Consider the following 14280-nt stretch of genomic DNA (forward strand, 5'->3'; position numbering starts at 1 on the left):
TGCAGTTCCAAGGATACTGCCCAATGAGATTATACCATAAAAAAACCGGGATTGAAGCATTGGAATTGCCTCCATCCCGGTTTAACTTAAATATTCACTTCAATATCTGCAGAATAAATCTGATGAATGGTCCCTGCTGAGTCTTCAATCTTCAGAACGCCTTCATCGGTTATTCCGAGTGCCCTTCCTTCAATCGTTCCATTGATCGTGCGGGCACGGATTTTCTTACCGATACTGATTGCATAACTCTCCCATAACAGCTTGACCGGAGTAAAGCCTTCCTTCATATACATAGAATATAGGGATTCGATCCGTTCTAACACCTTTTGAACAATTTCTGACCTAGATAAAGGTTCTCCTTGTTCAATGGCCAGTGAGGTGGCAATCTTCTGAAGTTCATCAGGAAAGTGTTCCTTCGTATGATTTACATTCATGCCGATCCCGATAATAATGGAATTTATCTTATCAGATTCAGCTTGCAGCTCCGTCAAAATCCCCGTCACTTTCTTTCCGTCAATAAGAATATCATTCGGCCATTTGATCTGAGGATGAAGGTCTGTTACTTCCTCGATGGCTTGAACGACGGCGACTGCAGTAATGAGGGTAAACTGCGGTGCCTTTTGGGGAGGAAGGAGGGGCTTTAAGATAAGACTCATCCAAATTCCCGTTCCCTTTGATGAGTGCCACTCTCTCATTAACCTGCCTCTTCCGGCAGTTTGTTCATCTGCAATGACCAATGTACCTTCTGATGCGCCGTCGCCGGCAAGTACATGAGCGATGCGTTGTGTACTTTGAACCGACTCCTCATAGTGGATCACTCTGCCTAACGTTTTCGTTTGTAATCCTAAGCGGATCTTACTTTCTGTCACACTATCAGGGGTTTCAATAATTCGATATCCTTTTTTTCTTACGGCTTCTAACACAAAACCCTCTTTGCGAAGTTCTTCAATATGCTTCCATATAGCCGTTCTAGAACAGCCTGCTATATCAGCCAGTGCTTGTCCGGATAAAAATTCCTGATTCGATTCAGATAATGCGTGAAGCAGTTTCTTCTTTATAGTCGATTGCATGTCTGTAGCCACCTCCTTATCGTTTCTTTATCATTATTGATTGTATTGGTTACAATCGCACATTCAATTTCAGCCAAAAGTTCCTTCATCCATGGACCACCTTTTTTGTTCGACCATGTCATTAAGTCATTTCCTGTTACATCCAGTTGTTGTCTCGATGTAATCGCTAAAGAATGATATTCTTCCTTCACGGTTTCTACAGAAGAAACGGGTTTGGTTTCTAAGCATTCATAGACTTTCTCAATATTAATGGCTGCTTCCAGGCCGGCCCGATAAAGCAAGGGCTTAGACCATCCGGACTTCCTTCTTTCCTTTAAGATTCCAAGCTCCTTCGAACGTTCCCGTATCGTTTTCGTCGGAAGCCTCCAGCCTTTTAGAAACTCCTCTGTATCAATATTCCCGATATATGCTAATAGAAGTAACCATGTTTGGTCTTTATTTATATCTTCTAATCGAACAAGATTCGCTACATCATGAAGGGCTTCCTTCTGTTGAGTTAAATGAGGGAGTTCACGATATAGGTTGGTACGGACGAGAAGGGCAAGCGCCTCTCGTTTCCATTTACCTCCTAAAATTTTCTCGAACTCCATCGTTTTTCTTTCTACGGCTATATGCTTAAGAAGCCTTGAGTGCTCTTCTAACGCATTCAATGTATCAGGATCCACCTTGAAGCCTAATTGACTGACAAACCGCACTCCCCTCATCATACGAAGAGCATCTTCTGCAAACCGCAAGTCCGGTGACCCAACAGTGCGGATCACTCTATTATGTATGTCATTCATGCCCTTAAAGGGATCATATACTTTCCCATCAGCATCCATGGCCATACTATTCATCGTAAAGTCACGGCGCTCAAGATCCCCTTCTAAGGAGCGAATGAATTCTACCTTATCCGGCCTCCTAAAGTCCGCATATCCAGATTCAGTTCTGAATGTCGTGATTTCATATTCTCTTCCCTCATCTATTACCAGAATAGTCCCGTGTTCTATCCCGATATCAATTGTTCTCGGAAATATCCCCTTTAATTCTTGTGGATAGGCTGACGTTGCGATATCTACGTCATTAATCGGACGGCTCAGGAAGTGATCCCTGACAGATCCACCAACGAAATAGGCAACGAAGCCAGCCCTTTCAATCTTCTTTAAAACGGGTATTGCTTGTTGGAATATACTCGGTAACATATTTAACACCTGCTTTACTCGGATCTTTTCCTTCCGACTGTATCATGATAGTAGCTCTTTGTAGATCCGTTCATACTCTTCTACAATTTTGCTGGAATGAAACTTTGTTCGGGCCGTTTGTAGAGCATGTCCCGAAAGTTCTTTGTGAAGTGTTTCATCTTTAAGCAATAACAGAGACTTTTCTGCAACTTGAGCAACATTTCCGACTTCACATATAAAGCCGTTGTATCCATCCTCAATGACTTCAGGGATGCCCCCTACATTTGTACCGATGCTCGGCACACCGCATGCCATAGCCTCCAGGGCAACTAAACCGAAACTTTCTTTTTCTGAAAGCAGCAGTTTGATGTCACTAAGCGAATAAAGCTCCTCCAAGTTATCCTGTTTTCCAAGGAACAATACTTTATCTTCTAATCCGAGTTCTCCCACCTGCCTGCAAATAACCGTCATTTCAGGTCCGTCCCCAACAAGAAGGAGCTTTGCCGGGATCTCTTTTTGTATAAGGTTGAATGCAGCTACTACGTCTGTTACTCTTTTCACCCCACGAAAGTTGGAAACATGAATAATGACCTTTTCATTATCCTTAATCCCATATTCATTTCTAAGATGCTGAGAATCTACTGCTTTGTATACTCTTTCGTCTATGAAATTATAAACAGTATGAATGTCCTTATCCGGCTGTATCAAGTCATTGGTTTGTTTCACTAATGCGGCAGAAACCGCGGTCACCACGTCTGACTTTTCGATCCCAAATCGAATCGCTCCTGTTAAAGAAGGATCATAACCTAGTACGGTAATATCTGTGCCGTGCAGGGTGGTGACAATCTTTACATCTTTACCAGACATTTGTTTACCCAAAATGGCACAGACTGCATGTGGGATTGCATAATGTACATGAAGGATGTCCAGGTTTTCACGCTCAGTAATTTCTGCCATCTTATTCGCCAGTGCTATATCGTAAGGCGGGTATTGAAACACTGAATATTGACTCACTTCGACTTGATGAAAGTAAATGTTGTGATACATTTTATTCAACCGAAATGGAATACTCGAGGTAATAAAGTGAATTTCATGGCCTCTCTCTGCTAATAATTTCCCCAGTTCTGTAGCTACTACGCCAGAACCTCCAACAGTCGGGTAGCAGGTAATACCTATTTTCATTTTCATACCATTAATCTCCTAACAAATCTTGATGCAATATTAGGGTGTTATAAGAAAAGAATCCTTCTGCATAACGTAGGCCCGCTTCTTTCCCCATCATTCGCTCCCTTGCTTCTACCGCTTCTATGTATCCTTCCGTTAACGGAGTAGACACTCCTTCAGCCCCTTGAGTAAATTGGCTCGTATATGCCTCTAAGCTTCGAATCTTCGTTTGCATATAGGCCTCAACATTCACTACAAATTGAGGTTTGTGAAAGCCGTTGATTATATAAAAATACAGATTATCCGCTTTATGTGCCTGAGTTGTGGAATGGAATTTCCGAATTCCAGCTGAAAAAAAAGCTTCTTTGATCAATTGTGAAGCATTCCCATGATCAGGATGACGATCCTGATCGTAGGGAGCGAATATCACTTTCGGCTTGTACATTCTGATCACGTTAACCACTTTCTGAATGTTTTCATCAGTTATGTAAATTCCTCTATCAGGAACATCCAAGGTCTCCCTCTTGAAGGCACCTAATATATGTGCAGCTGACCTTGCTTCTTCTTTACGCAAAGAAACGGTTCCATTTGAAGAAAGCTCGGCTTCTGTGAGATCACAAATCACAATCTTCTTTCCTTCGGCCGCATATTTTGCAAGGGTGCCGCCCATACCGATCTCCACGTCATCGGCATGTGCTCCAAATGCGAGGATGTCTATTTGTTGATCCACTTTACTCCTCCTTATCCTTTACCACACTTCGCCACTCGATATCTCCTCTTTCAAGCCCTTTCACCAATACTTCTGCTGTTCCCATATTGGTAGCTAATGGGACTTGATACACATCACATAGTCTGATTAGTGCAGATACATCAGGTTCATGTGGCTGAGCAGTTAAAGGGTCTCTAAAAAACAGGACAAGATCCATATTATTATTGGCAATATAAGAACCTATCTCCTGGTCTCCCCCCAGTGGACCTGACCGGAATCGATGGACAGATAATCCCGTTTCTTCCCCGATTCTCTTTCCCGTTGTTCCAGTGGCAAAAAGAGCGTGTTCTTCAATTATTGACTTATATGCCAATACGAAACGAATAAGATCATCTTTTTTCTTATCATGAGCTATTAATGCGATATTCATAACACTCACCCTTTAATCTAGAATATTGTCCAGCCCGTACACAAGTGTATCCAGCTTCATGACCGTATCAACGGAAACTTTCACTCCAGACATGAAGCTTCCCCGGTTAAAAGAGTCATGACGGATCGTTAATGCCTGACCTTCCGCCCCTAGCATCACCTGTTGATGAGCAATTAATCCGGGCAGGCGGACACTATGGATATGCATGCCATCTACATTCGCCCCTCTTGCACCAGTATGCGTTTCCTTTTCATCAGGGTGCCCCTGCTGCTTCGATTCTCTCACTTCCCTGATCATTTCGGCTGTCTTAACGGCAGTCCCTGAAGGTGCATCCAGTTTTTGATCGTGATGTAATTCAATGATTTCGACATCATTGAAATACTTAGCTGCCATCTGGGAAAATTTCATCATAAGTACTGCACCAATCGCAAAATTGGGGGCAATGATACATCCCAATGACTTTGATTCTGCAAGGGTCTTAAGTTCATTTAATTCATCTGTAGAGAAACCTGTCGTTCCCACAACCGGTCTAACACCGTATTCAAGGGCCGTTTTCGTATGGTGATAACCCACTTCCGGAGTTGTTAAATCAATAAGCACATCTGGGGTTTGATCTTGGAAGCATGATTCAATATCCGCGTACACCGGTACATCTATATCTATTTCTTTCTTATAATCAATCACACTAATAAGCGTAAAATGTTCAGTATCCTTTACTAACTGAACCGCTTCTTTCCCCATTCTTCCTCTTGGTCCAGCAATAGTGACGTTAATTTGCTCCATCTTCATCCCCACTTTCAATTCTTGTCCAGCGATTCTTATCTCTTGTATTAAATTTATGCATCACACGATCGTGGGCCTCTTCCAGGCTGATATCCAAGGAGTTCGCAAGGCAGATGACCACAAACAATAAATCCCCGAGCTCTTCCTCTATCGTTTTTTCTTCCTCTGAATTCTTCTTAGGTTTTTCTCCATAATGATGATTCACTTCTCTCGCCAGTTCCCCAAGTTCTTCCGTGAGCCTCGCAATCATTGCCAATGGACTGAAATACCCTTCTTTAAATTGACTTATGTATTGGTCTACTTCTTTTTGTAATTGATCCATCGTTTTTTTATTTTCCATAAGAAGCCACACTCCTTCAGTATCTCCTATCATGTTAGCTAAATCCTTTCCGTTTGACAAATATTACGTTTGATTTATTAACTCTTCATTGCCAGTTTGTTTCTCTTCTTATATAATGTCTCTGTCAACGAGATAATACGAATAGAAGGAGGGAAACACACATGTTGGGTTTACGCTATAAAAATATATTATTCATCCTGTTGGGCTCAGCTATCTTCGCATTTGGACTTGTCCATTTTAATATCCAAAATAAATTGGCTGAAGGCGGATTTACCGGAATAACACTTATCCTTTATTTTTTATTTGACATTGATCCGTCTTACTCCAACCTGGCCTTAAATATCCCCCTATTTTTCTTAGGATGGAAGCTTCTCGGAAAGAAAGCTTTTTACTATACTGTACTCGGAACCGTCAGCCTCTCTGTATTTCTATGGATTTTCCAAAGATATCAAATGACGATCAACCTGGAAGGTGATCTGTTTCTTGCAGCCTTATTTGCAGGGGTATTTATCGGGGTTGGACTCGGGATTATTTTCAGATATGGCGGTACGACAGGTGGCGTTGATATCATCGCTCGACTCGCCCATAAGTACATAGGATGGAGCATGGGGAAAACGATGTTTATGTTTGACGCCGTTGTCATTGGAGTCTCTCTTATTACGTACCTGGAATACAGGGAAGCCATGTATACACTGGTAGCTGTATTCGTTGCGGCAAGGGTCATTGACTTTATGCAGGAAGGGGCATACTCAGCCAGGGGGGCTATGATCATTTCCGACAGCCATGAAGAAATAGCAAGTGTCATCAATGAAAAAATGGATCGGGGAGTAACTGTGCTCAGAGGACATGGTTCCTTCACGAAACAAAACAGGGAAGTGCTCTACTGTGTAGTCGGGAAAAATGAAATCGTCCGGCTGAAAAATATTATCACAAGCGTCGATCCACATGCATTCGTCTCCGTCACCGTTGTACATGACGTACTTGGCGAAGGGTTTACATTAGACGCAGACAAGAATCCTTTACATGACTAATATGGATTTTCAATATACAAAAAGAAGCTGGGCTCAAAACTAGAGTCCAGCTTCTTCTTTATTAATCAATCGTCACTATTCATCCCAGTAAAGATTAATACAAGTCTAAGTAATTCAATAACCGCAACTGCAGCAGCAGCTACATATGTCATCGCCGCGGCGTTCAATACTTTACGTGCATGTCGTTCTTCTTCATTCCGAATCAGCCCAAGTGAAACGATCTGATTCATCGCCCGGGAAGAAGCGTTGAATTCTACAGGAAGGGTGATTAATTGGAACACAACCCCCGCTGCCATCAGAATGATACCAAGTAGGAACATTCCAGTCATTTGAGTGAACATTCCGATCAGTAAGAAGATCCAGGACATATTGGAGCCTATGTTAGCGACTGGAACCAAAGCATGGCGGAACCGTAAAAATGCATAGCTTTCAGCATCTTGAATCGCATGTCCGACTTCATGGGCCGCCACAGCTGCTCCCGCTACAGAATGTCCGTGATAGTTATCAGGTGACAATGCAACCGCTTTGGTAATCGGATTGTAGTGGTCACTTAGAAAACCTCTGCCTTCCACGACCTTCACGTTGTGTAATCCATTGTCGTCGAGAATCCTCCTAGCCATCTCCCTGCCGGTCATACCTGAGGTGGTGGCCACTCTTGAATATTTCTTAAACGTACTCTTTACACGCATTTGAGCTCCGATTGGAATAAGAGCAATGAGTAAAAAGTAAATTAAAAATCCTGCCATTATCGCAATAACCTCCAGATGTTTAGATATCTAAATTTTATAGTGCTATAAAGATCCTGTCAATTTTTTTGACGCTCTGACTTTTTTGATTCCCCTTGTCCTTTATATTTTCTCCAACCTACATAAGATAATGTAGAGACAATGATACTGCCGGTTGATATGATCACCCACCAAAGGGAAGGATCTGCTTCATCCTCTTGTTTATTTTCAAACAGCTTCTCTAAGTCAGTTTCCAAGGATGTTAATTCGGTCATGGTTTCCGTACTTTCCAACACGTCTTGCCGGTAATGATCCAAGTAAGTAATCCTTGCGTCCAGGGCTTGAGCGCGTTCGATCGGAATATCTAATTTAATACTTGGTTGAATAATATTATATTTCGATAAAAACATATTCAATGTTGTATGGTATTCATCTACATCTCCATTTTCCGCTGCCGACTTCACTCCATTAAATGCTTCCATTATCGGGTCTTCCATTTCGACCCACAAAGGCTGATATTGACTGCTTAAAGCATCCATCACAAGGCGGAACTTTGTAACGGCGTTCACCTTCTGCTCCATGTCAGCGGAGGTTTGATTGATACTCTCCACTGCCAGATTATGTGAGATGGTGAGAATTCTAAGCTCATCCATTGAAAAAGACCGTTGGGCACTCAAAGACGCAAATTCATCAGAGAAATAAACCAGTAGATGTTTCGCTTCTTCGTATCTTCCAGCCTTTGTCATTTGCAAGGCCTGGTCTGCAACTTCATCAAGCTCGTTCATCGGAGACGTCGACTCTACTGCATTTAATGGGTGAGGTATTAAAATGAGAAAAAAGAAAAGCGCGATAAAGAATTGGATAAATTTCATACTTGTCCCCCCTAAAACTACTAGTAAAGTTTATGAAAGGGTGGACAAGAGTAGACCAAAAAAAGACTATGGGATAAGTTGAATATCCAAGCGTTTCGTTTTTTGTGTGAAGAAATAAGCGATAACGATTGAGACAATACTTAACCAGAAAGTGAAGTATCCAATTTGTTGTATGCACATATACAAACTTGAATAAACGGGATACTGCATATATACGTAATCGATGATGTCATTATGTACAGTCCATACGGCACCGACTATAATGTGCCAAATCCTCACTCGGTAAAAGGAAGAATACAATATCCCTTGTAAAGCCATTGCTCCATGTGACGCCATGAGCATATAGCCCTCCCAAGGTAAATTACCGGAAACCCACAGGGTCAACAAGTTCATTACCACAGCCCATATCCCGTATTTAAATAGCGTGATAATGGCTAACACTTCAAATAATGGCCAATTTCGATTCAGTAAAAATGCTATGAGAACAAAACAAAAAAACAGACTGGCTGTCGGGCTGTCGGGAACAAACACTAAAAATTGCGAGGGAGTATTTCGTAGTTGAGGGAGATACCATATATAACCGTATATGGTGCCAAACAAATTCACAATGAGAAGCAACCATATAAACGTTTTATTCTTCAAGATGGACATGATCCAGAGCATATATTTAATCCTCTCTTTCAAGTAGAAAAAAAGAGCCAACGTAAGCCGGCCCTTTTTCATTGTTTATTCTTTTAAACCAGAGATGAATTCAGCCAGTTTGTCCAGCTCTTCGTCTGATCCTTTAAATAACCCTGCAGGCATGCCTGGTGGTTTACCGTTTTTAGCAATATCCGCTACTTCTTCAGGTGAGAGGCCAGTTGCAACTAAAGAAGGTCCTGCTCCACCTTGCAGATTTTCACCATGACAGTTAATACAACCATTTTTCTGGTCTGCATAGATTTTATATCCTTCAGATTCTTTATCGATATCCACTTCAGCCTGGATCTTACCTTGTTCTTTCGCTGCTTCCCAGTCATGAGTCACAACTGATTCCCAAGTCAAGAAATATGTTGCTGCAAGTGCCAATAACATGAATCCTACTGCAAATGGGCGTTTAGTTGGGCGACGTTCAGGTCCTACGTCGATAAATGGAGCAAGTAAAAGCGCTCCAAATGCGATTCCAGGAATAACGAATGCTCCAATAACATTATAAGGTCCAGATGCATATGTGTATTTAAGTAATTGGTATAAGAATAAGAAATACCAGTCAGGTAATGGAATATATCCAGTATCTGTTGGATCGGCAACACGCTCTAACGGTGATGGATGAGCAACCGTTAAACATAGATAACCGATTAGGAAAACAGCTCCAACTAACCATTCTTTTAGTAAGAAGTTTGGCCAGAAAGCCTCTGTTTTTCCAGGGAACTCCGAATAATCTTTAGGAATATTCGGCTTTCTGCCTGCAGGTACACGTGAGTCCCCTACAAACTTCATCCCTTTTCCTCGATGCATAGCGTCCCCCTCCTTCTAATTTAAGGTTTATTAATTTATGTTCGTATCTTATAGTGGTCCTGAAATACCTTGCTTACGGATCATCAGGAAGTGAGCTCCCATTAGTCCAAGCAATGCTGCAGGCAGGAAGAATACATGAATAGCGAAGAATCTCGTTAGTGTTTGTGCACCAATGATAGAAGAATCTCCTGCGAGTAAGATCTTCACTTGCTCACCGATAAATGGTGTAGCAGCTGCGATTTCAATACCAACCTTCGTAGCGAATAGCGCTTTCATATCCCACGGTAATAAGTAACCAGTGAAACCAAGTCCTAACATTACGAAGAAAATAAGTACTCCAACAACCCAGTTCAATTCACGAGGTTTTTTGTATGCACCTTGGAAGAAGACACGTAGTGTATGTAAGAACATCATTACGATAACCAAACTAGCTCCCCAGTGATGCATTCCACGGACAATTTGTCCAAATGCAACTTCATTTTGCAGGTAATACACAGATTCCCAAGCGTTTTTAATATCTGGAACATAGTACATTGTCAGGAACATTCCAGATAAAATTTGAATTACGGTAACGAAGAATGTTAATCCACCAAAGCAGTAAACAAACGCTGAAAAGTGATGCGCCGGGTTTACATGTTCAGGTACTTCGTGATCCGCAATATCGCGCCACAAAGGCGTAATGTCCAAACGCTCGTCAACCCAATCATAGATTTTGTTCAGCACAGATTACGCCCCCTTACTTAACATATTTATTTGGTTCAGGTTGTCCAAGGTATAAAATACCGTCTTTTTCTTTTGTTGGATATACATCCAACGGTGCTGTCGGTGGTGTACCAGGAACATTTTTCCCGTTTTTCTCATACAGACCACCATGACAAGGGCAATAGAACTTGTTTGGGTTACTCTTGTCGCCCGCCCAGTTAACAGTACATCCAAGATGCTTACATACTGGTGAAAGAGCAACAACATTCCCCTCTTTGTTCTTATAAACCCATGCAGTTTGTGTTACTTCTGATGTGTACCACGCATCTTTTTGTTCATAAGAGAAATCGACACGTACTGGTTCATTTGTTAACTCTGAAACTTTTTGCTTTGTCGCTTTAAATTCTCCAGCAGCTGAAGTTTTTAATACTGGATCTACAGCAAATCGAACCATCGGCATTAACATTCCTGCCGCCATGAAACCGCCTACACCCGTAAGTGTATAGTTAAGGAATTGACGTCTAGATACACGATGTTTGCTCATCCTTTTCCCCCCTCTATCGTAAGGTAAGTCCATCGGACATATTTCGCACAAATATAAAACTAGGACATAACTATGATATATTAAACTCTATACAAGGTCAATAACTCTCTAATCTAAATGATGGACACAATGTGAAGTTTTTATGAATTTTTTTGCCATTTTTGTACAATCACATTTAAGAGCTGTTTCACTTGATCTTCCATGATGGAATGTTTGTACTGTTCATCTAAATGCTCAAGCGGTATAGAGGGCACCCAAATCAAGCGGTCATGCAATTCCCCCTCTACCTTTTTCCATTCGCTGTCCGATGTAAGAAAGAACGTATGCTTCACTCCGCTGGCACTTAATTCTTCTGCCCATTGGGTTAATCTTGAAACCTCATTTTCTCTGGAAGCAGACATAGTATACGTAAATGGAGGTGTCATGATCATCCTGCCTTTAAATTGTCTTTCAAGGTGAAAGGTAAGCAGCGTGATGAATTCGGATTGTGCTGCGGACGTCTTGATATCCTTTAGGAAATCAACAGGAACAATCGGAATGACGGCAGTATCTATGTATTCTTTTTCAGATTCAAAGACTTCAATATCTTTAACGTTCCAATTCATTGTAAAACCCTCGTTTCTTCTTTCATTTTCACTTCCCATCATATCACTTTATAACACTCGTTTAAAAGTGATTTCACTTTTTTAATAGTATGCTCCATAAACCTTCTTCCTATTTATCTGAACCTATAGAATGAGGCTCTTTTTCGAAAAGATTGTTGCTTTAAGTAATAAGGTATGCCTAGTCTCTGCCAATTTGTTTGTGCTGGATGGTGAGTGGAAGTGCTTCGCTTTCCGCGGACGTTCGGCCGAGCCTCCTCAGCTTAGCCGAACGGGGTCTCGGCACGACCGTACTTCCGCAGGAGTCTACGCACTTCCCCTCACCATCTGTAAGAAATTAACGTTACAGAGCTTAAAAGGGACAAAATCATTTTAAAAGATTGGTTGGTGTATTTTTAAATTTCTAATATCAAAATTCATGCTTATTTAGTTTATTGAAGCGGAAGATGCTCAACTCCAAATTTGAATTTTTCAATATTCGGAATGGTTTTTTGTGTTTTTCTATCTGGCATATGCAGACAAAATATCGAAGCACAGAGTGGATTGTAGCGGAAGGCATTTGACTCCTGCGGGAAATAGAGGAAAGGTTGAGACCCCACAGACGGTACGTCGAGTTATCATGAACGAAAACTAGCTCCTTACTCGTAACATCGTAGGTTAATTTGGTTAGACTGTTTCTGAAGTAAAAACAAAAACCAAATCAGAGCTACATTACGGAAGGAGCTAGTTACTATGAAGGATACCATAAAATACGTTGGTTTAGACGTATCAAAAGAAAAAATTGCTGTCGCTATTGCGGAAGAAGGACGATTAGAACCAAGATACTGGGGGATGATTTCTCACACCCAGGAAGCTGTAAAGAAGTTGATGAAGAAACTTGGGAGTCCAGNCGAGTTATCATGAACGAAAACTAGCTCCTTACTCGTAACATCGTAGGTTAATTTGGTTAGACTGTTTCTGAAGTAAAAACAAAAACCAAATCAGAGCTACATTACGGAAGGAGCTAGTTACTATGAAGGATACCATAAAATACGTTGGTTTAGACGTATCAAAAGAAAAAATTGCTGTCGCTATTGCGGAAGAAGGACGATTAGAACCAAGATACTGGGGGATGATTTCTCACACCCAGGAAGCTGTAAAGAAGTTGATGAAGAAACTTGGGAGTCCAGATACATTGCGAGTTTGTTACGAAGCGGGGCCAACAGGTTATGCCTTATATAGGTTATTTCTAACGCTGGGTATTCACTGTGAGGTCATTGCCCCATCTCTTATTCCTCAAAGACCAGGTGAGCGTATTAGAACAGATCGGAGAGATTCTATTAGGCTGGCTCAGTTATTTAGGGCTGGTGAATTAACATCTGTATACGTACCTACACCCGAAGATGAGGCGCTGCGAGATCTTGTCAGGTGTCGAGAAGACGCAAAAGAAGATGAGTTAAGAGCGAAACACCGCTTAAGTAAATTTCTACTGCGAAATAATATCAATCCTCCTTCAGGAGTGAATAAGTGGACAGTAAAATATATGCGGTGGTTGGATACGCTGAAATTTGGAAATGCCCATTTACGTGTTGTATTYCAAGAATATTATCACCAATTAAAAGAGTTGGAACAACGAATTCTACGACTAGAAGAAGAAATTAGAATTCAAGCGAATGAAGGCGTACATGCACCTAGAATACAAGCACTCCAAGCACTAAGGGGAGTTGCGCTTGTCACGGCGACAAGCATTGTAGCTGAAGTCGGGTCTTTTAAGCGTTTTTCTACACCTCGAGAATTTATGGCCTATGTTGGACTAATCCCCAGTGAGTATTCGAGTGGAGAAAGGCGAAAACAAGGGAACATTACCAAAACGGGTAATAGACATGTTCGAAGGTTACTGGTGGAATCAGCCTGGAGTTACCGTTACCAACCAGCAGTCAGGGGTGAACTTAAACGGAGACAGAGTGGCCAATCCCCTACCATTCAAGCGATCTCTTGGAAAGCACAAAATCGCCTTCACAATAAGTATTATCGTCTCCTATCCAGAGGAAAAGAAAAAGGAAAAGCCGTAACGGCTGTGGCTAGAGAATTGGCAGGGTTTATATGGGCTGTAATGCAAGAAGTAGAAGAAACACCGAGATTCAAAACAAATTAAAAAACGTATACTTGTAGCTCGAAGAGTAAGGTAAACCATAGAAGAATGAGAATAGGGCTCGAAGGCAAAGAGTAAAACCGGAAAGGAAAACCCACGTGGCCTCCTCTGTGCTATATCTCTTTAGATTAACGCACGACCCGAGTTAGTGGATCAGTCCTTTATACGGAAAGATAAAATGTGTGAACCCACGAATATCAGAATGCAAACCGCAGTAGAATTTTTGCCTTCGTGCCGTGTTCTTACCTTCTATTAGAAAAAGGAGGAAATATATAGTTTCTTTAGCTCAAAAATCGTCTCATCTCATCCCATAGCTGTCAAGAAAACCATTTGACAGCTATGGGATGAGATGAGAAGGGGTCAGTAAGCTAAAGAAGGAGAAAGTCTAGCCAGTAACGGCTTTAACGCAAAATAAAAGAAGGAGCTAAAAAGGCTTCTTTTATTAAAGTTGCCTTTAAATCGATGTGCATAATGAGTATTGACAGTTTCGTTCATATCAGGAGGCTCGACTTCCTCCCCG

General features: G+C 41.5%; 16 protein-coding genes. 2 read left to right on the forward strand and 14 right to left on the reverse strand.

Translation table 11 applies throughout. The annotated features are described in order from the left end of the window. Positions 1-86 precede the first annotated feature (86 nt). Genes FZC88_RS07480 through FZC88_RS07510 form a run of 7 tightly spaced genes read right to left on the reverse strand, consistent with a single transcriptional unit; the run spans position 87 to position 5656 of the window. Complete coding sequence (locus FZC88_RS07480; RefSeq protein ID WP_148994228.1) at positions 87-1070, reverse strand: biotin--[acetyl-CoA-carboxylase] ligase; 984 nt, start codon at positions 1068-1070, stop codon at positions 87-89. Next, a complete protein-coding gene (locus FZC88_RS07485) occupies positions 1055-2251 on the reverse strand; it encodes a CCA tRNA nucleotidyltransferase (protein ID WP_148994229.1) in 1197 nt (398 codons plus the stop codon). Before FZC88_RS07485 ends, FZC88_RS07480 begins: the two co-directional genes overlap by 16 nt. A 42-nt stretch (positions 2252-2293) precedes the next feature. Then, positions 2294-3418, reverse strand: coding sequence for an N-acetyl-alpha-D-glucosaminyl L-malate synthase BshA (gene bshA / locus FZC88_RS07490; RefSeq protein ID WP_148994230.1), 1125 nt, complete (start codon positions 3416-3418; stop codon positions 2294-2296). A 4-nt stretch (positions 3419-3422) separates the two neighbouring features. Then, positions 3423-4124 carry a bacillithiol biosynthesis deacetylase BshB1 gene (bshB1, locus tag FZC88_RS07495; protein WP_187443531.1) on the reverse strand — a complete coding sequence of 234 codons (702 nt, stop codon included), beginning with the start codon at positions 4122-4124 and terminating at the stop codon, positions 3423-3425. Between the two features lies 1 nt (position 4125). Continuing rightward, positions 4126-4533, reverse strand: a complete 408-nt coding sequence (gene mgsA, locus FZC88_RS07500) for a methylglyoxal synthase (RefSeq protein ID WP_148969449.1) — start codon at positions 4531-4533, stop codon at positions 4126-4128. A gap of 12 nt (positions 4534-4545) precedes the next feature. Beyond that, the gene (gene dapB, locus FZC88_RS07505; protein ID WP_148994231.1) at positions 4546-5316 is read right to left on the reverse strand and encodes a 4-hydroxy-tetrahydrodipicolinate reductase; all 771 of its coding nucleotides are present in this window, start codon (positions 5314-5316) and stop codon (positions 4546-4548) included. Continuing rightward, positions 5303-5656 (reverse strand): nucleotide pyrophosphohydrolase, encoded by a 354-nt coding sequence (locus FZC88_RS07510; protein ID WP_148969451.1) that lies wholly within the window; start codon positions 5654-5656, stop codon positions 5303-5305. The genes dapB and FZC88_RS07510 overlap by 14 nt, the downstream gene beginning before the upstream one ends. Before the next feature lie 161 nt (positions 5657-5817). On the opposite strand from FZC88_RS07510, the gene FZC88_RS07515 reads away from it, so the two are divergent. Next, positions 5818-6687, forward strand: coding sequence for a YitT family protein (locus FZC88_RS07515; RefSeq protein WP_148969452.1), 870 nt, complete (start codon positions 5818-5820; stop codon positions 6685-6687). Between the two features lie 65 nt (positions 6688-6752). Here FZC88_RS07515 and FZC88_RS07520 read toward each other — a convergent pair whose 3' ends face one another. The 7 genes from FZC88_RS07520 to FZC88_RS07550 all read right to left on the reverse strand — a co-directional run bounded on the left by FZC88_RS07520 (position 6753) and on the right by FZC88_RS07550 (position 11632). Continuing rightward, a complete protein-coding gene (locus FZC88_RS07520; protein ID WP_148994232.1) occupies positions 6753-7433 on the reverse strand; it encodes a zinc metallopeptidase in 681 nt (226 codons plus the stop codon). A 59-nt stretch (positions 7434-7492) separates the two neighbouring features. Beyond that, positions 7493-8284, reverse strand: a complete 792-nt coding sequence (gene ypjB / locus FZC88_RS07525) for a sporulation protein YpjB (RefSeq protein ID WP_148994233.1) — start codon at positions 8282-8284, stop codon at positions 7493-7495. Positions 8285-8350: 66 nt separating this feature from the next. Continuing rightward, positions 8351-8947: a lipoprotein heptaprenylglyceryl N-acetyltransferase LhaT gene (lhaT, locus tag FZC88_RS07530; RefSeq protein WP_148994234.1), complete on the reverse strand. Its 597-nt coding sequence runs from the start codon at positions 8945-8947 to the stop codon at positions 8351-8353. Positions 8948-9010: 63 nt separating this feature from the next. Beyond that, positions 9011-9781: a menaquinol-cytochrome c reductase cytochrome b/c subunit gene (locus FZC88_RS07535; protein ID WP_148994235.1), complete on the reverse strand. Its 771-nt coding sequence runs from the start codon at positions 9779-9781 to the stop codon at positions 9011-9013. Positions 9782-9829: 48 nt separating this feature from the next. Continuing rightward, the gene (gene qcrB / locus FZC88_RS07540; RefSeq protein ID WP_044336350.1) at positions 9830-10504 is read right to left on the reverse strand and encodes a menaquinol-cytochrome c reductase cytochrome b subunit; all 675 of its coding nucleotides are present in this window, start codon (positions 10502-10504) and stop codon (positions 9830-9832) included. Positions 10505-10517: 13 nt separating this feature from the next. After that, positions 10518-11027: a QcrA and Rieske domain-containing protein gene (locus FZC88_RS07545; protein WP_044336348.1), complete on the reverse strand. Its 510-nt coding sequence runs from the start codon at positions 11025-11027 to the stop codon at positions 10518-10520. Between the two features lie 140 nt (positions 11028-11167). Further along, positions 11168-11632 (reverse strand): YpiF family protein, encoded by a 465-nt coding sequence (locus FZC88_RS07550; protein ID WP_148969456.1) that lies wholly within the window; start codon positions 11630-11632, stop codon positions 11168-11170. Between the two features lie 1009 nt (positions 11633-12641). Between FZC88_RS07550 and FZC88_RS07560 the strand changes: the two genes are divergently transcribed. Continuing rightward, positions 12642-13763 (forward strand): IS110 family RNA-guided transposase, encoded by a 1122-nt coding sequence (locus FZC88_RS07560; protein WP_148994237.1) that lies wholly within the window; start codon positions 12642-12644, stop codon positions 13761-13763. Positions 13764-14280: the final 517 nt, after the last annotated feature.

The sequence above is a fragment of the Rossellomorea aquimaris genome (genome assembly GCF_008180865.1).
GTDB lineage: Bacteria > Bacillota > Bacilli > Bacillales > Bacillaceae_B > Rossellomorea > Rossellomorea yichunensis.